Source organism: Sorangium sp. So ce394 (assembly GCF_051474665.1).
Classification (GTDB): domain Bacteria; phylum Myxococcota_A; class Polyangia; order Polyangiales; family Polyangiaceae; genus Sorangium; species Sorangium cellulosum_D.
In genome coordinates this window covers 253196-271769 of the sequence record NZ_CP150339.1, presented here as the reverse complement: position 1 = coordinate 271769, position 18574 = coordinate 253196, and the positions used below count along the sequence as shown (strand labels likewise).

Here is an 18574-nt window from a genome sequence, read left to right as displayed (position 1 = left end):
TATCCTCGGCCGGGCCGCCGCGCCGTCGCGGCGCCCAAGGCCGCATGACCCTCTACGATCCGACACGGCACGTCACGCCGCCGCCCGAGCCCTGGGACCCCGGGCGGGCGCAGGCGTGGCTCGAGCGATGGGCCGCGGACGCGCTTTCGGCCCGGAGCCGGCACGGCTGGCCGGTGCATCCCCGCGACGCCGAGGGCGCCCCGGGACCGGGGGCGCCCCGCCCGTACCAAGGCCTGTACTTCGGCGCGTGCGGCGTCTGGCTCGCCCTCGCCCGCGCGGCGGCGGCGGGCTTCTGCAGCTTGCCGATGAGCCTGCCGGAGATCTTCGACGAGGTGCTCGAGGCGTACCTCCGCTCGCCCGACGACGGCCAGCGTGTGCCGTCGTGGTTCCTCGGCGAGAGCGCCCTGCTGACGGTGTGCTGTCTGGCCCGGCCGGACGCGCGCAAGGCCGATCGCCTGGCCGAGATCATCCGCGACAACCGCGACAACCCCGCGCGCGAGGCGCTGTGGGGCGCGCCCGGGACGATGCTCGCGGCGCTGTTCCTGCACGAGGCGACCGGGGACGAGCGCTGGGCAGCGCTGATCCGCGACAGCGCGGCGGCGCTGTGGGAGAGCTGGACGCACGACGAGGCCCTCGGCGTCTGGCTGTGGGAGCAGGACCTGTACGGCCGCCGGGTCCGCTATCTCGGGGCCGCGCACGGGTGGGCCGGCAACCTCTACGCGCTCTGGCGCGCCCATGCCCTGCTGAGCCCGGAGCAGCGATCGCAGCTGCGCGCGCGGACGCTCGAGGGGCTCGGCCGCCTGGCGACGATCGACGGCGAGCTCGCCAACTGGCCCGCGCACGCGGGGCCGCCGTCGAAGCCGCTCTTGCAGTGGTGCCACGGCGCGCCCGGGATCATCACGTCGCTGCGCCACGCGGCGCTGCCCGAGGCGCTGCCGCTGCTCCTGAAGGGCGCGCGGTCGATCGTGGCCGCCGGGCCGCTGGCGAAGGGCGTGGCCCTGTGCCACGGCACCGACGGCAACGGCGCCGCCCTGCTCGAGATCTACCGGCGCACGCAGGACGCCTCCTGGCTCGATCGCGCCCGCGCGTTCGCCACGTGGGCCATCGCGCAGTCGGAGGCCGAGCACCACCGGGTCGGCCAGTGGCGCTACAGCCTGTTGACCGGCGACGCCGGGCTCGCCTGCTATTTGCTCGACTGCCTCGACGGGCGCAGCCGCGGCATGCCGGGGGTCGACAGCCTGTGGTGAGCGCGGCGCGCCCGGCGCGACCACGCTCGCCCGGCGCGCCCGGACGGCGGCCCTCCAAGCGCGGCGCGGAGCCCGCCCGCCTGTCCGTGCACCACGCCGCCGCGCCGCCGCACGCAGGATCTGCCAGACCTCCCCTCTCGGCGGTACACCCGCCCCACCGGCGCTGTAGAGTCGGCCCCGGAGATCACCGCCGTCCTCAACCCTGGAGAGGTCCATGCTGACGAAGCTCGACGAGAGTGAAGCCGTCGCGTCCTGCGAGCGCTGCTGGGAGCAGGAGATCGTCCCCGCGCTGCACGACTACATCCGCATCCCCAACAAGTCACCGGCCTTCGACCCCGCCTGGCGCGAGAACGGCCACATGGACAAGGCGGCGTCGCTCCTCGCCGCCTGGTGCAAGGCGCAGCCGATCCCCGGGCTCACGGTGGAGGTCGTGCGCCTCGAGAACCGCACGCCGGTCATCCTGATGGAGGTGCCGGGCAGGGGCGACGACACGGTGCTCCTCTACGGCCACCTCGACAAGCAGCCCGAGATGACGGGCTGGCGGCAGGGGCTCGGCCCCTGGGAGCCGGTGCGCGAGGGCGACCGGCTCTACGGCCGCGGCGGCGCCGACGACGGCTACTCGGGCTTCGCGTCGCTCGCCGCGCTGCGCCTGCTGCACGAGCAGCGGCTCCCGCACGCGCGCTGCGTGGTCCTCATCGAGGGCTGCGAGGAGAGCGGCAGCCCGGACCTGCCGGCCTACATCGACGCGCTCGCGGACCGCATCGGCAAGCCGAGCCTCGTCGTGTGCCTCGACTCCGGCTGCGGCAACTACGACCAGCTCTGGACCACGACGTCGCTCCGCGGGCTCCTCCAGGGCACGCTCGAGGTGAGCATCCTGCGCGACGGCATCCACTCGGGCGTGGGCAGCGGCGTCGTGCCCTCGAGCTTCCGGATCCTGCGGCAGCTCCTGTCGCGCATCGAGGACGAGCGGACCGGGCGCGTCCTCGTGGACGCGCTGCACGTCGAGATCCCGAGGGAGCGCGTCGAGCAGGCGCGGGCCGCGGCCGAGGTCCTGGGCGCGACGGTCGTGAGCGAGCTGCCGTGGGTGCAGGGCGCGCGCCCGGTGACCGGCGAGGTGGCCGAGCTCCTCCTGAACCGCACCTGGCGCCCCGCGCTCTCCGTGACCGGCGCCGACGGCCTCCCGCCCATCGCCAGCGCGGGCAACGTGCTGCGCCCGTTCACGCGGGCGAAGCTCTCGATGCGCATCCCGCCGCGCGTCGACCCGAAGAAGGCGGCGGCGGCCCTGCAGCAGACGCTGGAGCAGGACCCGCCGTACGGCGCCGAGGTCCGGTTCCGCGTGAGCGAGCCGTCGCCCGGCTGGGACGCGCCGGCGACGGCGCCCTGGCTGGAGGCGGCGGTGCGCAAGGCGTCGCAGGCGTTCTTCGGCCGGCCGGCGATGGGGATCGGCGAGGGCGGGACGATCCCCTTCATGGCGATGCTGGGGGAGAAGTTCCCCGAGGCGCAGTTCCTCATCACCGGCGTGCTCGGGCCGCAATCGAACGCGCACGGACCGAACGAGTTCCTGCACCTCGGCATGGGGAAGAAGCTGACCTGCTGCGTGGCGAGCGTGATCGCCGACCACGCCGCGCGGCCGCGCTGAGCGGCCCGCGGCGGGCTCGGCGCCGCGGCGCGCTCAGCGGCCGCGCGCGCCCGCGCCGGGGGCGGCCGCGAACGTGAGCACGACCCGGGCCCCGCCCTCGCGGCCCTCCTCGATCCGGATGGACCCGCCGAAGCTCTTCATCCGGTTCGCCGAGAAATGCAGCCCGATGCCGTTCGCGCCCTCCCGGGTCGTGAACCCGTATTGAAACACCTGCATCCGCGCGGCCTCGGGGATGCCCGGCCCGTTGTCCTCCACGGCGCAGCACACCTCGGCCCCGTCCTGCCACGTCGAGATCTCGATCCAGGGCTCGCGCGCCTCCGCGTCGTCGAGCGCCGCCCGCGCGTTGTCGAGCAGGTTGTAGAGGATGGTCAGGAGATCGTGGCGGTTCGCCACGACGTCGTCGACCGGCCGCAGCTCGAGCTGCAGCGCGACGCGCGCGTTCACGAGCGCCACCCCGTGCGCGTGCAGCGCCTCGTGGATCACCTCGCTCACGGAGAGCCGCTCCGTGCGGTACGCGTTCCTGTACGCGTACCTCTCCTGCGCGCGGATGGCGTCGCGGATGACGTCGAGCTGCTCGCGCAGGCGCTCGACGTCCGCCACCGTCTCCGCCTGCTCCTGCTCCAGGGCGGCGAGCGCCAGCTCCACGTAGCGGCGCAGGCTCTCGCTGCGCGGCTCGCCCGCCGGCTCCGCGAGGTCCGCGCCGCCGCCCGCGAGCAGCTCGCCGAGCGCCCTCGAGAGCCGCGGCAGCCGCGACCTCGCCAGGCGATCCCGCACCAGATCGGCCGTGACCCCGGCGCTGCTCAGCGTGTTGCCCGCGCTGTGGAGGACGTCCATCGCGACCTGCGCCATGCCCGAGTGCCGCGCGATCTCGGCCTGCTCCGCGCCGAGCTGCTGGTACGACCGGTAGAGCCGCACCATCGACCGCACGCGCGCGAGGAGCTCCCGCGGAGAGAACGGCTTCACCAGGTACTCGTCGGCGCCCCCGTCGAGCCCCGACGCGATCGCCTCGTCGTCCGCGCGCGCCGTGACCAGGATGACCGGCACGTGGCGCAGCACGGGGTGCGCCTTCAGCCAGGCGGTGAGCTCGATCCCCGACATCCGCGGCATCATCACGTCGGAGACGATGACCTGCGGGGGCGAGCGCTCGATGAGCTCCTGCGCCTCGATGCCGTTCTGCGCCTCCAGGAGGCGGTAGCTCGGCGACAGCAGCGCGCGCATGAACTGCCGCATGTCCGGGTTGTCGTCGACGAGCAAGAGCAGCGGCCTCTCCGCCTCCGCGGCCGGCCGCGCCGCGCGCGGGGCCCCCGGCGGGCGGCTCGACGTGCGCGCGGCGCGCGGCGCGCCGGCGTCCGCCTCCAGCCCCTGGCCGTCGGGCGCGGCGCCCACGGGCGGCAGCGAGCTCAGCCAGCGCCGCGTCTGCGCGGTGCTGTTCTCGCTGCGCGACCTCGGCTCGTCGCTCTCGGGCCCGCCGTCCTCGGCCGACCGGGGCAGGCGCACGCGGACCGTCGTCCCCCGGCCGAGCTCGCTCTCGATGGCGACGGCGCCGCGCATGAGCTCCGCGAACTGCTTGACCAGCGAGAGCCCGAGCCCCGTGCCCTCGTACCTCCGCTTCACCGAGCCGTCGACCTGGGTGAACTTCGAGAACAGCTTGCCGAGCTCGTCCCGCGGGATGCCGATCCCCTCGTCGCGCACGCTGAGCTCGAACGAGGCGTCGTCGAGCGCGCGCAGGGAGACCTCGACGTGCCCCCCCGGGTGAGAGAACTTCAGCGCGTTGCTGATGAGGTTGAGCAGGATGCGCTCGTACTTGTAGCGGTCCAGGAGGACCACGCCGAGCGCGTCGCCGCTCATCGACAGGGTGCGGCCGCGGGCCACCGCGCTCGGCCGGATGTCGTTCAGCATCAGCGCGGTGAACCGGTGAACATCCACCGGCTCCCAGTCGACCTCCATGCGCGCCGCCTCCGCCTTGGAGAAGTCGAGCAGGTCGCTCACCACGTTGAGGAGCCGCGCCGTGTTGCGGCGGATGAGCTCCAGCTCGTCGCGCACGTCGCCCGGCAGGGCCGCGTGCTGGGCCTCGAGGAGCCGCTCCAGGGGGGACAGGATCAGGGTGAGGGGCGTGCGCAGCTCGTGGCTCACCGTGGCGAGGAAGTCGCTCTTGGCGTTGTTGGCGCGCTCCGCCTCGTCCTTGGCGCGCTCCGCCTCGTCCTTGGCGCGCTCCGCCTCGTCCTTGGCGCGGGCGAGCGCCATCTCGGTGAGCTTGCGGTCGGTGATGTCGGTCCAGGAGCCGAGGATGCCGAACACCTCGCCGCGCTCGTCCTTGAGCGGCACCTTGCACGTGAGCAGGTAGCGGGTGCTGCCGTCGGCCTGGCGCTGGGTCTCCTCGATGTTCAGCATCGGCTCGCCGGACTCCATGACGGCCTTGTCGATGCGGATGTAGTGCTCGGCCTCCTCGCGGGTCCAGGGCAGGTCGTAGTCGGTGAGGCCGATGATGTCCTCGGCGCGGCTCAGCCCCGCTCCCCGGGCGCTCATCTCGTTGGTGCCGAGGTAGACGCAGTCGCGGTCCTTCCACCAGATGCTGTAAGGGAACGTCGATATGATGTGCCGTAAGAGCTGCTCTTGCTGCGGCCCCGGCAGGAACGGCGGCGTGCGCTTTCTATCTTTCGGATCCGGCATAGGAAGGCGTGACGACGGGCGGAGCTTTCCGTGGCTGCCCGCGCGGCGCCCCCGACCGGCGACCGCCGCGCGACCTCCCCTGCAGTATGCCCGCTCCGCGTGCCGCCGGGGATGGACCTGAGACCCGGCGAGCATCCTATCTCACGCCGCGGGCGCGGCGCAAACCATCGGCCTGGGAGGCCGCGGGCCGCGCCCAGGGCGGTGAGGCCGGCTCAGATCGTGATTCGCGTGCCGTCGAACCGGGTGAACGTGAACCCGTCGAACGGCTCGCGGAAGGTCCGGCGCTCGTCGCGGAGCAGGCTGATCGCCACCGCCTCGCCGAGCGCCAGCGACGCCGCGGCGTCCGTGCGCCAGTGGATGCCCGCCCAGTTGCGCCCGAAGGAGGCGTTGGTCGCCAGCTTGTTCAGCTCACCGCCCACGGTCAGGGGCGGCCCGCTGTAGGGGACGAGCCGTGTCGGGTCGGCCGGATCGGGGACGAACGGATCCTCGATGACGTGGTCCTCGTCGAAGAACGCCTTCAGGAGCGTCACGTTGACCCCGGCGATGGCGGCGGCGCCGCCCGGGTACGACCCGTGGAGCGGGGCGCCCTCCGGGAAGGCTTGCGGCAAGAGGTAGCTCCCGAACGTGTCGAACGTCAGCTCGACCGCCAGCGAGCCGAGGATGTCGTCGTGCAGCGGGTACTCGCGCCCGTTCGCGAGGCGCTGGTGGACCAGCCCGCCGTACCCCTCGGGGCGGATGCTGCGGTGCACGAACCACTTCTGCCAGTAGGCGGCGCGGATCGCGCGCGACGTCCCGAAGGGGAGCAGGCCCTGCAGGTAGGCGAGCGAGAAGGTCGCGGCGGCCGACGCCTGCGTCTCCGAGGTGAGGTAGGGGTTCGTGGGGCTCAGGGGCGCCGCGATGCCCCCCGGCACGCTCGGGTTCGCGCTGCGCGCCGCGCCGAGGAGCAGCGCCGCGCCCCAGAAGCTGGCCGCGCCGCCGTGCACGTACTCCGCGAGATCGCGCCCGGTCGAGAGGTAGCGGCGCACCGGGTCGTACGCGATCGACCGGGTGGGGCTGAACCCGTTCTGCACCGCGAGCCACTCGTTGTAATCGGTCTGGAAGTCGTTGCCCGGCAGCGCCGTGCGGAACGCGCCCTGGAGCACCTGCGGGCCATAGGGGATGTCGCGCAGGAGGAACTGCGAGATGTAGGGGCCGTCGAGCACGCCGGGAGGAACCACGTGCTTGGCCGTCCTGCCCGAGCGATCCCGGGGATCGGCGTAGGTGACGCTGCCGCGGAACAGCGTCTCCAGCGTGACGCGGCCGCCGGCCCGGGGGCCGGTGTAGCCCGAGAGGCGATCGATCTCCTCGATCGCGTCGGCCACGTCGCTGCTGTCGGCGTAGCTCTCGAACGGCACGTCCCGCAGCAGCGCCTTCCAGTAGACCTCGACCGCCTCGGCGGCCTTCTCCGCGCTCGCCAGCGCGGGGGCCGGGGGCACGCCGATCTGGGCCGGGGTCGTGCCGATCAGGCTGACGGCGAGCGTGCCGATCGGACTGACCAGCTTGCGGGTCCCGGCGAGCGGGATGGCCTCGAAATCGTCCCATTCGCGCGACGCGTGGGCGCGCGCGGCGACGCGGTACGCGGCCCGATCCACCTCGCCTCGCGCGTCGTGGGGCAGGCCGCGCGTGTCCGTCCCGATCTTGTTGGGATAGCGCTCCTCGTCGCCGTTGTCCGGGTGAGGCGCGATGGGCTCCTCGAACTGGTCGACCGCGGCCTCCACGCGCACGCGCAGCGCGCGCAGGCGGAGCTCGTGATCGAGCGGCGAGACGCGCGGATCGCGGCGCAGCGACCCGATCCCGTCGAGCAGGTCGTCGATACCCCTGCCCCGCGCCGCTTGCGCGACGCCTGGGCTCCCGGCGAGGACGCCGCCCACCGCGAGCGAGCCGGCGACGCCCATGAAGGCGCGCCGGCCAGCCGCCTTGTCGGCCCTCGGTCCCTTCGCGGCGCCCTCGGGGCTCGCGGCGTCGGGCGTCGAAGCATCGCTCCGGGGATCGCGATCGTGAGAATCGATGGTCATGGCGTTCAGCTCCGTTCGTTGCATGGAGGTCGGCGTCCGCTCGCCGCGGCGTCCGCGGCCGAGCACCCGTGAGATCCGGCCCGTGAGCTCGGGTGGAGGCGTCTCGTCCAGGAAGCGGAGAGGGTGAATGCAGAAGACGAGCTTCCGGCGGCGCGCGCTCCGAGCGCTGACGAGGCCAGGAGGGGACAGGCAGCGGTCTCCTTCCGCCATCCGTTTTACAGGATGAACGTCTACTATAACGGATAGCGTCGAGCAAGGACTTTGTTTTGCGGCGCACCTGCGGGCTTCTGTCGTCCGGGGCGCGGTGGTATCGGGCGCGCATGCGACAGCGCGGCGAGGAGGGGGCGGGCTCCGCGATGCTGGACGGCGTCGTGCGTACGGCCGAGGCGCGGGATCTCGCTGGGGTCCTGGAGCTCTATCGCGATCTCCACCCGGAGGACGCGCCGTTCCCTCCCGAGCCGGAAGACCGGCTTTCTGGCGCGCCCGGGCGCTAGGCGCTGAACCCGCGCCGTCGAGGGACGATTGCGGTGACGTGAGCTCGCGCGGCTGCTGTCGGCGCGAGGCGCCCGGCGCGCGCGCTGGCGCGCGCTACAGCACGGCTCCTGAGATGTGCGAGCGGGAGGCAGAGTCCTGGTCGTCTTTGCGCGCAGGGGCGCTCTGCTCGCAGCGCGGACGCGCGGCGCTCTCGAGCACCTCACACAGCCTCCGCGCGCTATGGTCCCAGTCGCGCCAGCCAGAGATGGCGGCGACCCGCGCCGCGTCATAAGGCTCGTAGGCGGCGCGCGCGAGCGCCGCGGCCAGCGCCGCCTGGTCCTTCGGCGGGACGAGCTCTCCGAGCGCCTCGCTGTGGAGGAGGCCGGGGATCCCGCCGACGCTCGTCGCCACCACGCGCCTCCCGCTCGCGAGCGCCTCGATCACGACGTTCGGGGTGCCTTCATGGCGGCTCGGCAGCGCCAGCACGTCACAGGCCGCCATCCAGTCGGCGATCTCGTGGTGCGGGCGAGCGCCGATCACCGTGAGCCGACCGCCGAGCCGTTCGGCTGCCGCTCTGCACGCCTTCATCTCGGCGCCGTCGCCCACGAGCACGAGATCCAGATCCGCGTGCGCGGAGGCGAGACCCTGGAAGACCTCGATCAACTCGAAGATGCCCTTGTCTCGGACGAGCTGTCCGACGAAGAGGATCGTCCGGCGCTCCGGGGCGCGACCGAGGCGGCGCCGCGCATCAACGCGGTCCTGCGGACGGAAAACGTGCGAGTGAACACCGTTCATGACGACATCGATACGCTCGCGCGGGACGCCGAGCGCCTCGACCCCAGCGGCGAGCTCGTGGCTGACGGCCACGATCCTCGCCGCACGCTGGAGCCCCCAGCGCAGCGATCGCGCCACCGCGCGCCGGCTCGGCAAGACGTCGATGTCCGTGCCATGCACCTTGATGACCGTCGGGATCCGCAAGAGCCGGCCGAGGCACACGGCCGCGCAGCCGTCCGGGTACGCGAACGCCCCGACGATGACGTCTGGCGTAGTGCATCGCAGGGCGACCTCCGGGACGAGGGAGCCGGCGTACAGGGCACCGTTCAACCCCTGCGCGATTCGAGGGACGTAGAGGAAGCGCGGGTGCCTGACCGGCAGCCCGTCGATCACCTCCTCTCTTGGCGCTCCCGTGGCGATCGGCCACTTCGAGAACCGCGCGGCGCCGGGGAACCAGGGGATCGTCGCCAGGACCTCCACGTCGCAATACCGCGACAGAGCGGCGAACTGGTGCCGGTTGAACGGCGCCTCTTCCGGTTGCATCGCATTGGGAAAGACCTTGGTGATGAGCAAGACGCGCAGCCGCCTCATGCGCCCCTCCGTTCCGGCCGTCCGAGGCGACAGGCACCTCGACGGGAGTTCTCGTACCTTTCGTGAAGAGCCGCGTGCTCCGGCCGCGCCTGCCGAGGCGACCACGTACGTTGCGTACGGGGTGGCTCGCCTGTCACCCAGAACAGACGAGCTCGAACGCCGAGCGACATGGTTTGTTCGAACGCACGAGGGCGAACGAGGCACGCAAAGAGCCCAGCGTCCGCGAGTGTCGCTAATTCTTGAACGGTACCCGCTCCACGGTCAATAGGAAAGGATGGAGTCGGCGCGCCGTCGCGAGCGCGCCTGATCACGACTGGAACGAATGCGGCTCATCGAGGCCGGCGCGCTGACGAGGCGTGCGCCCCGGTCGTACACAAATCTGCAAAACGGAGTATCCTTCGCGCCATGGAAGACGCGGTCCCCCTGCCGTCACGCGATGAGCTCCGGCCCCACGCGCTCGACGGGGCGCTCCTCTGGTTCCACCCGCGGACGGGGACGAACGTGCGCTGGGACGGCGCCGAGACGCGCCGGTTGACGCGGCGGGCCCCGCGCGTCGCGCTGTTCGGCATCACCAACCGGTGCAACCTCGCGTGCTCGTTCTGCTCGCGGGACCTGGAAGCGGGGAGCGAGTGGACGGTGGACGGGGCGTTCGACGTGCTCTCGGGCCTCGCGCGCCGCGGCCTCCTCGAGGTGGCGTTCGGCGGAGGAGAGCCCCTCGCATTCGCCGGCTTCGACGAGCTCTTGGCGCGCCTCGCCGAACGGACCGCGCTCGCTCTCCATTTCACCACGAACGGCACGCTGCTCACGGAGCGGAGGCTCCGCGCGCTCGCGCCGCACGTCGGGGAGATCCGCGTCTCGGTGTACCGAGACACGCCCTGGGAGGACCGGCTGGAGCTGCTCGCGGCCGCGGGCGTGACGTTCGGCGTGAACGGGCTCGCGACGCCCGCGCTGCTCCCTTCGCTGCCTGCGCTCCTCGAGCGGCTCGCCCAGCTCGGGTGCCGCGACGTGGCGCTGCTGCGGTATGTAGGGCTCGACCCGGACAACCACCTCGGCCCGGAGGGCGAGCGCCGCCTCGCCGAGATCATCGCGGACAGCCCTGTTCGCGCGCGGCTGTCGGTCTGCTTCGGGGACCGGCTGGAGCCCGTGCCGCGCCTCTTCGAGGGGGTGGACGGCGATTGTGGGGCCGGGCTCGACTTCGTGACGATCACCTCGGATCGCACGCTCAAGGCCTGTTCGTTCCAGAAGCGGGGGGCGCCGGTCCGGTCGGCGGACGACGTGCTCGCCGCCTGGTCTGCCGAGCGCGCGCGGCTCCTCGGGCCCGCGCCGCTCCCGGGCTGCGCCCGGCCCGCGCGGCGCAAGCCACCGCTCTCCGACGGTATCCGCATCTGGCAGGGGTTCTCCGGCAACAACAGCGGCGACTGCGTGCTCGTCGGGCGCTTCGAGGAGCTCGACGACGCGCGCCGCTACATCGACGATCTCTTGCCGGGATGGACGCCGGGCGAACCGTTCGGGAAAGAGTGGCGATCGCTCCTGGAGCGCGAGGGGATCCGCCTGGAGGGCGGAGAGGTGGCGCCGGACTCGATCGCGCGCGTCGGGGGGAGCGTGATGGTGCACACCGGCATGGCCGCGGACGACGACTTCCCTTCGCTGCGCGCGCTCCTGTGGAAGCGGGGCGGACGAGCGGTGTATTCCGGCGTCCACGAGCACGATCCGGTGGAGATCGTGGCGGGCCTGCGGTTCGAGGACGCGGCCTCGCTGGAGGCGGCGGAGATCGCGCTGGCGGTGGACGACGTCGCCGTCCTCGAGAGGCGCGGCCTCGACCTGTACGGCCCCGTCCCGGTGCGCCACGTGTCGCTCTCCTCCGCGGCGCCGGATCTGGGAGCGCTCCACGGCACCATCGCGCAGCTCGCGGCGATCGCCGAGCGGCACGGCGCCCATCTGGCCGCCGAGCTGGCCCCGCGCCCGGGTGACGCCCGCTGGCCTCAATGGCTCGCCGCCCGCCCCCCGAGCGCCGACCGCGCGCGACTCTGGGCCTCGTTCCCGGACGCCGCAAAGGCCGCCTCCGTGGCCGACTCGCTCGACGGCAGGGCGGTGATCGCGGACCGCTACCTCATCGCCACGTCGGCGCGGATCCCGACGCGCTACGGCTTCCAGATCCAGCGCGCCGGCGGAACCGCGGAGTGGATGGATGGCGGCCCGGTCCGACTCTCCGCCACGTTCCAGCGGCGTTCCCAGGAGACTACGGCGTGCATGACGCCCGCGGCGCTCAAGGTGGCGTTGCGGCCTTATCTGACCGCGGAGGACGCGCTCGCGACCGACAAGGGGTGGAGCCACCCCTTCGCCACGGTGAGCACCGCAGAGCCGGGCCGCGTATTGCCCGCGCTCGTCGACTTCGCGCGCAGCCACGGGCTGGAGATGTGGCTCGACGCCGCGCCGCGTGACCGCATCGTCGCCGTGATCGCGCGCCTGGAGGACGACCTTGCGCGGGCGCAGAAGGCCGCGCGGACGAAATAGCACGCTGTCGCTCGCGCGCTCACCTCTGAATCGCGGGTTCGTGTCGCCGCTGCCGGGCGCGAGCGATCCGGCGTATCTGGACCATTACCCGGTGATCTCGCCGGGGGACGCTGACGTCGCAGGTTCCGGAGGAGAACAACCACACGCCGGCCTGGGACGTGCTCCAGATCGAACCGGCGCGATGATCAGGGGCCGCCTGCACATTCCGCTATAACGAACAAACTTCCACTATAGGGGACACGCGCGAGCCATGACCCGGCAGCCGACCGGGCGCAGGAGCGGACGCCCCGAGCTCCGCTCGGCCCGCCGGTCACCCGCTGCCGCGGTCCGTGAATGTCGCGACCCGCCCGCGCATCGGAGGCGTCTGGCGCGGGGAGCGCCTACGTCCACCACGCCGCCCGCGGCGGGCGGATCAGCACGATTCCTTCGCCTCCAGCAGGGCCGCAGCACGAGCCGGGCAACGCCAGCGCCAGCACAGGTACCAGCACCCCGAAGGGCAAGGCCATGTTTCTTCTCGCTCAACAGACCCACCGGATGCTCGTCTCGTATCACCCTCGGATCGGCCACCTGTACGTCCCCAACCAGAAGGCGCGCATCCCGCATGAACGCGGCGGCTATCTGGTCCGCACCAACGCGCAGGGCTTCCGCTCCGATGTCGACTACGCGCCGCAGCGGCAGGGCAAGCCGCGGATACTCGTGTTCGGGGACTCGATGACCGCCGGCGACGGCTGCGAAAACCACGAGCGGTACACCGAGCACCTCGGCCGCCTCCTCTCCGCGGAGGTCTACAACTACGGGCTCTCCGGGTCGGGCACGGACCAACAGACCCTCATCCTCGAGGAGCTCGCCGCCGGGGTCGAGGCCGACCTGATCGTCCTCGCCGTGTACATCGACAACGTCGAGCGCGTGCTCTCGACGCACCGCGTTTCGATCGACAGCGCCACCGGACGCAAGCTCCTGGTGCCAAAGCCCTATTTCGAGCTCGTCGATGGCGCGCTCGCGGTTCGCCAGCAGCCGGTGCCGCGAGACAGGCCGGACGCGGGGCTTTCGTGGGAGCACCACTTCCCCAGCATGCCCGGGCTGGCCATGCTGTACAGCCAGCTGCGCGGCGTCCCCGTCGAGCCGGCCAACATGACCCCCATCACGCGGGCGGCCTCGGACGTGATGGAGCGGCTGCAGGGACAGCCCCTGTTCGATCAGCTCGTTCGATTCGCCGCGCCGCGATCGTGGGACGACATCAGGCCATTCCGGCCGTGGATACAGCGGATGCTCGGCTTTCGCCCCTGCTCGGCGCACTACGATCAGCCGACGTCGGACGGGTCCAGGCTCCTGCGAGCCATCATCGCCAGGTTCGTCGAGGCCGCTCGACCTCGTCCGGTCCTCCTGATGCCGATCCCGGTCCGCTACTATTGCCAGATCCCGAGCGCGGCGAGCTATCAGGCCTTCTTCGCCGACGCGGCGCGCGAGCTCGGCTGCGAGCACCTCGACCTGCTCGGGGAGCTGGCGCGGCTCCCGTTCGACGAGCGCAAGCGCATCTCGTTCCCCATCGACCCGCACTTCAGCCCGGAAGGTCACGAGCAGGTCGCGAGGGTCCTCGCGCGGCATATCCAGGATCGTGGCCTGCTCCCGGCGCGGAGCGCGCCAGCCCCGGCGCGGAGCGCGCCGGCGGCCGGAGGCGTCGTCGCGCAGCCGCGGCACGCCCGCCCGCGCGAGAAGTACATCCTCGGCATCTCCTGCTTCTACCATGATTCCGCGGCGTGCATCGTGCGCGACGGCGAGGTGGTGGCGGCCGCCGAGGAAGAGCGGTTTTCACGGGTCAAGAACGACCGAGGTTTCCCGCGCCAGGCCATCAACTTCTGTCTGGAGGAGGCGAGCGTCGACCTCACGGATCTGGCCGCGATCGCCTACTACGATGACAGCGCGCTCGCCTTCGAGCGCGTCCTCTCGAGCGCCGCGGCGGCCGGCCGATCCGCGCGGGACCCGTGGGCGGCCATGCTCCCGTCATGGCTGTCGACCAAGCTCCGGATCGCCGAGGTGCTGGAGCACGAGCTCGCCTACAGAGGCCTCGTGCTGGAGAACCTGCACCACCGCTCGCACGCCGCGAGCGCGTTCTTCCCGTCCCCGTTCGAGGAGGCGGCGATCCTGACCATCGACGGGGTCGGCGAGTGGAGCACCGCGAGCATCGGCCTCGGCAGAGGCTCCGAGCTGCGCCTCCTTCAGGAGATGCGGTTCCCCCACTCGCTCGGGCTGCTCTACTCCGCCTTCACGCAGTTCACCGGCTTCAAGGTGAACAGCGGCGAATACAAGATGATGGGCCTGGCCCCCTACGGCGAGCCGCGCTACGTCGACAGGATCCTTCAAAATCTGGTCGAGATCCGTGACGACGGCTCGATCCGCCTGAACCTTCAGTACTTCACCTTCTTCGGGGAGGACACCATCACGAACGCGAGGTTCGCGGCGCTCTTCGACGGGCCGGCGAGGGATCCCGCCGCGCGCATCACGCGCCGAGAGATGGATCTGGCTCGCTCCGTGCAGGTCGCGATCGAGGAGGCGGTCCTCAAGATGGCGGCGCACGCGCATCGTCTGACCTCGGCCTCCAAGCTGTGCATGGCCGGCGGGGTGGCGCTCAACTGCGTGGCCAACGGGCGCATCTTGCGGGAAGGGCCGTTCGACGAGATCTGGATCCAGCCCGCCGCCGGGGACGCGGGGGGCGCGCTCGGGGCAGCGCTCGACGCCTACCACAGCTACTTCGGACAGCCTCGGCGCCCGGCGAGCTCGCCCGGCTCCGCGCAGCGCGGCTCCTATCTCGGGCCGGCGTTCTCGCCCAGCGAGGTCGAGGCCTTCGCGCAGACCCACGGGCTTCCGTGCGAGCGCCTCGAGCCGTCCAGCCGGGCTGCCCGCGTCGCCGAGCTCCTGGCCTCGGGTCGGGTCGTCGGGCATTTCAGCGGGCGCGCAGAGTTCGGCCCGCGCGCGCTCGGCGCGCGCTCGATCCTGGGCGACGCGCGCAGCAGCGAGATGCAGGTCACGCTCAACCGGAAGATCAAGTACCGCGAGTCGTTTCGACCGTTCGCGCCGTCGGTTCTGGCCGAGCGAGCCAGCGAGTACTTCGACTGCGTGGGCGAGAGCCCGTTCATGTTGCTCGTCGCGCCGCTCGTGGAGGACAAGCGCAAGCCGTTCTCCCGCGGCAGCTCCGAGGATCTGCTCGAGGTCGTCCGGGCGCCCCGCAGCGATGTGCCGGCGGTGACCCACGTCGACTATTCCGCCAGGGTGCAGACCGTGACCCGCGAGGCGCACCCCACCTACCGGGCCGTGATCGACGCGTTCGCCGACAAGACGGGTTGCCCGGTGATCGTCAACACGTCATTCAACGTGCGCGGCGAGCCGATCGTCAATACGCCCTACGACGCCTACCGCTGCTTCATGCGGACCGACATGGACGCCCTCTTCATCGAGGATCATCTGTTCCTCAAGGAGCAGCAGCCGCCGTGGCCGGAGGAGGGCGGCGCGTACGACGAGTGGGCGTCCGTCGGGGCTCCGGCGCCCGAGCAGCTGACACGGCCGCTCGAGCGCCTCTTCGACCGCGACTTCCTGCCTGCGCTCGTGGACATCACGGGAGGGCTCGCCGAGGCAGGGGCGGCCACGCTCTCCCCGACGGATGGCCGGTGGGAGCGGATCGACCCGGAGGCCACCTATCCGCGCGTCCTGGAGAGACGCCCGGCGCAGCCGGACGCCTTCGGGCGCGCGATCACGAGCGGCTGGAGCTCACCCGAGCTCGCGCGCGCCCTGGCCCCCGTCATCGCAAAGGGCGTTCGCATCGTCGGCCGCGTGCCTCACCGCGCGCAGCGGGAGGTCGTGTCCGACACCATGTACGTGATGTTCTGAGCGCGCGGGCGTCGAACCGGCCTCGCTCGGCCAGGCGCCCGGTCGGCGGGCGGCGCGTCAGGCGCGCTGTTTCGCGGCGCCCTCGGTCGCGTCCGGGCCGTCCGGAGGCGGCAGCGCGACCGTCAGCGCCTCGATCCGGGGGAGCTCGCGCCGCAGGCGAGCCCGCTGGAAGTCGGGGTCGAACGGGCCATTGAACCACAGCACCAGCACGTAGATGCCTCCGAACGACTCCGCCATGTACGAATCGTCAGGAGAACCCGCGGGATGAGCGACGCGGAGCCGCCCGCCTCGGCGGAGGGGTGGCCCCGGACGTCCGACGAGCTCCCGCTCGGCGAAGCGCGCGGCGAGCGGAGGGACCGTCGACGCGACCGGCCAGGCACACCAGATGTTGTTCGATTCGTCGATCACGGCCGCCGCGGCGGCCCCAGCGCGGGCGACCAGATCGCGCAGGGTGTCTCGCAGCGCCTTCCACTCGGGGACGTCGTCGCTGAGGGGCATGCCTTCAGCATAGTGCGTCAAGGCACCGGACGCCGCCGGAGAAGCGGCCCGCGCGCGGCCGCGGGCTCACTGGATGACCGAGTCCGTCACCGCGATCGGCGTGTCGTCGTGGTTCGAGATCTGCGGGTAGGTCGGGTACCACGATCCGCCGATGTTCTCGGTGATCACCGATCGATCGATGACGATGTTCCCCGTGTGGTCGTTGCTCACGAAGAAGATCGCGCTCCCGTGGGCGTTCACCTCGTTCCGCTCGATCCGGGTCCCGCAGAGCGTGAGCGTCATCGTGTCGCCGTCGTTGTAGATGGCCCCGCCGCTGCCGCCGCCCGGCGTCCCCGCCATGGCGGGGTTGCCGCCGTTCCCGATCGCGCGGTTGTGGGAGAACAGGCTGTTCACGACCGTCCACGAGACGCCGATGCTGCTGATGCCGCCGCCGTTCGCGCACACGTTGCCGTAACCCTCGGCGCCGCCGAAGGTGCTGTTCACCACGTGGACCGGCAGCCCGTTGTATTGCATGAAGGCGCGGATCCCGGCGCCGCCGACGTCGGGGCCGGCCTTATCGCACGCGTTGTTGAAGAAGCGCGCGTTGACGACCTTGAGGCGCCCGCCCTGCGCGAAGATGGCGCCGCCGCCCTCGTCGTCATCGTCGGTCGAGTCGCCCTCGATGAGGGTGAGGTTCTGGACGGTCAGCCGCGGGTGATCCTGGTTGTCGCAGTTCGGCGTCGTCCACACCTGCGCCTCGTCGCAGGTGTTCATGTAGAGGATGCGCCGCTTTCCGCCGCCGCTCAGCGTCACGAGCCCCCCGCCGTCGATCACGATCTCGGGGCCGGTATCGTTGAAGATCTTCGCGGTCTCCTCGAGCGTGATGGTGATCGGGTCGGGGCCGCAGTCGAAGGTGATGATGCCGCCGGCCGCGACGCCGCTGACGACGGCCTCCGAGGTGCAGCTCTCCGGCGTGCCGTCGCCGATCACCGTGGTCGGGGACGAGGTGTCGGCGGCCAGCGCCTCGGCCGGCACGGCGCAGCTCCCGTCGGGGTTGCCCGCCGCCGGGCCGCCGCCCTCGTGCGCGGGCGATCCCGCGCCGGCGCCTCCCGCGCCGCTGCCCGACGCGCTCGCCGCTCCGGCGCCTCCCGTGTCGGTCGTCCCCTCCCCTCCGCTCGAGTCGTCCGCGCAGGCCTCGAGCGCGGTCACCATCGACAGGCACAAGATCAGCTCCAGCGATCGTCGCATCATGTCCTCCTCACACCGAGAGCGCATGCTGGCAGCGGCGTGGACCGCTCTCGCCGCAACACGGCGCCGGGCATGGTACCCCACCTCCGCGGCGCTGCCCCCTGAGCCGATGGCGCGCCGGGCGCGTCCACCGGCGCTGCGCCGCGACGGCGCAGCGCGGCCGCGCTGGTGATCCCGCCGACTCGAGCGCGGTGCTGGAACGCGCAGGAGGACCCGCGGCCGGGAGCCGCGCGCGCGCCGCCCCATTGACGCACCGCCGGGGCCGCCGTGTGCTGTGGGCCGAGGAGAACATCGCGATGGCACAAGGTCGATTCATCATGCTTTGTCTTGCCGCGCTCTGCGCGGGAGGCTGCGGTTCGAGCGACGAGCCCGGGGACGCCAGCACGACGGCCACGTCGTCCCAGGCCTCGAGCGGCACCACCGGGGCCACGAGCGGCTCCGGCGGCGGCGGGTCAGGGGGAACGGGGACGGGGGCCGGCGGCGGGCCCACGTCGACGACCGTCGTGGTGAACGAGATCTCGGCCAAGGGCGGCGACTGGATCGAGCTCGGCAACCCGGGCCCGGGGTCGGCCGATCTCAGCGGGCTCGGCCTCTGCGACTCCGACGACAGCGGGGCGTGCAACACGGCCGACGCGCTCAGGTTCCCCGAGGGCACGCAGCTCGCCCCGGGGGCGTACCTGCTCGTCCTCGGCGATCAGGCCCCCGAGGCCGGCCCCGGGCCCCACACCACGTGTCTGCCGGACGGCGGCCCGAGCAGCTGCTTCTATGCGACCTGGAAGGTCAGCGCCTCCAGGGGCGAGACCGTCCACCTCATCTCGGCGAACGACCAGGTGCTCGCCCAGCTCGAGTATCCGATCGAGGCGGCAGCGGACGGCGAGACGTGGGGCAGGCTGCCCGATCTGACCGGCGAGGGCGCCGTCACCGCGCCGACCCCGGGGGAGGCGAACGCGGCGCCCTAGCGCCGCCCGCCGGATGACCGGCCAGCGATGGCCGGACTTCTGCGC

At 72.2% G+C, this 18574-nt stretch carries 11 protein-coding genes; 6 read left to right on the top strand and 5 right to left on the bottom strand.

The annotated features are described in order from the left end of the window. Window positions 1-44: 44 nt before the first annotated feature. Entirely contained in the window at window positions 45-1247 is a 1203-nt protein-coding gene (locus WMF33_RS01000) for a lanthionine synthetase C family protein (protein WP_437335375.1), read from the top strand. A gap of 214 nt (window positions 1248-1461) precedes the next feature. Continuing rightward, window positions 1462-2886 carry a M20 family metallopeptidase gene (locus WMF33_RS00995; RefSeq protein WP_061627042.1) on the top strand — a complete coding sequence of 475 codons (1425 nt, stop codon included), beginning with the start codon at window positions 1462-1464 and terminating at the stop codon, window positions 2884-2886. A gap of 33 nt (window positions 2887-2919) precedes the next feature. Here the strand turns inward: WMF33_RS00995 and WMF33_RS00990 are convergent, their stop codons facing one another. Next, the gene (locus WMF33_RS00990; protein ID WP_437335374.1) at window positions 2920-5556 is read right to left on the bottom strand and encodes an ATP-binding protein; all 2637 of its coding nucleotides are present in this window, start codon (window positions 5554-5556) and stop codon (window positions 2920-2922) included. 212 nt (window positions 5557-5768) lie between these two features. After that, window positions 5769-7610, bottom strand: coding sequence for a vanadium-dependent haloperoxidase (locus WMF33_RS00985; protein WP_437335373.1), 1842 nt, complete (start codon window positions 7608-7610; stop codon window positions 5769-5771). A gap of 320 nt (window positions 7611-7930) precedes the next feature. Between WMF33_RS00985 and WMF33_RS00980 the strand changes: the two genes are divergently transcribed. Then, the gene (locus WMF33_RS00980) at window positions 7931-8104 is read left to right on the top strand and encodes a hypothetical protein (protein WP_437335372.1); all 174 of its coding nucleotides are present in this window, start codon (window positions 7931-7933) and stop codon (window positions 8102-8104) included. Window positions 8105-8198: 94 nt separating this feature from the next. Here WMF33_RS00980 and WMF33_RS00975 read toward each other — a convergent pair whose 3' ends face one another. Then, on the bottom strand, window positions 8199-9449 hold the full coding sequence (locus WMF33_RS00975; RefSeq protein ID WP_437335371.1) for a glycosyltransferase family 4 protein: 1251 nt from the start codon (window positions 9447-9449) through the stop codon (window positions 8199-8201). A gap of 405 nt (window positions 9450-9854) precedes the next feature. On the opposite strand from WMF33_RS00975, the gene WMF33_RS00970 reads away from it, so the two are divergent. Together WMF33_RS00970 and WMF33_RS00965 are read left to right on the top strand one after the other, a co-directional pair. Then, window positions 9855-11963: a radical SAM protein gene (locus tag WMF33_RS00970; RefSeq protein ID WP_437335370.1), complete on the top strand. Its 2109-nt coding sequence runs from the start codon at window positions 9855-9857 to the stop codon at window positions 11961-11963. Between the two features lie 504 nt (window positions 11964-12467). After that, complete coding sequence (locus WMF33_RS00965) at window positions 12468-15845, top strand: carbamoyltransferase N-terminal domain-containing protein (RefSeq protein ID WP_437335369.1); 3378 nt, start codon at window positions 12468-12470, stop codon at window positions 15843-15845. A gap of 57 nt (window positions 15846-15902) precedes the next feature. On the opposite strand, the gene WMF33_RS00960 is transcribed toward WMF33_RS00965, so the two are convergent. After that, on the bottom strand, window positions 15903-16343 hold the full coding sequence (locus WMF33_RS00960; RefSeq protein WP_437335368.1) for a hypothetical protein: 441 nt from the start codon (window positions 16341-16343) through the stop codon (window positions 15903-15905). Between the two features lie 66 nt (window positions 16344-16409). Then, a complete protein-coding gene (locus tag WMF33_RS00955) occupies window positions 16410-17573 on the bottom strand; it encodes a hypothetical protein (RefSeq protein ID WP_437335367.1) in 1164 nt (387 codons plus the stop codon). 293 nt (window positions 17574-17866) lie between these two features. On the opposite strand from WMF33_RS00955, the gene WMF33_RS00950 reads away from it, so the two are divergent. Continuing rightward, window positions 17867-18529 (top strand): lamin tail domain-containing protein, encoded by a 663-nt coding sequence (locus WMF33_RS00950; RefSeq protein ID WP_437335366.1) that lies wholly within the window; start codon window positions 17867-17869, stop codon window positions 18527-18529. Window positions 18530-18574: the final 45 nt, after the last annotated feature.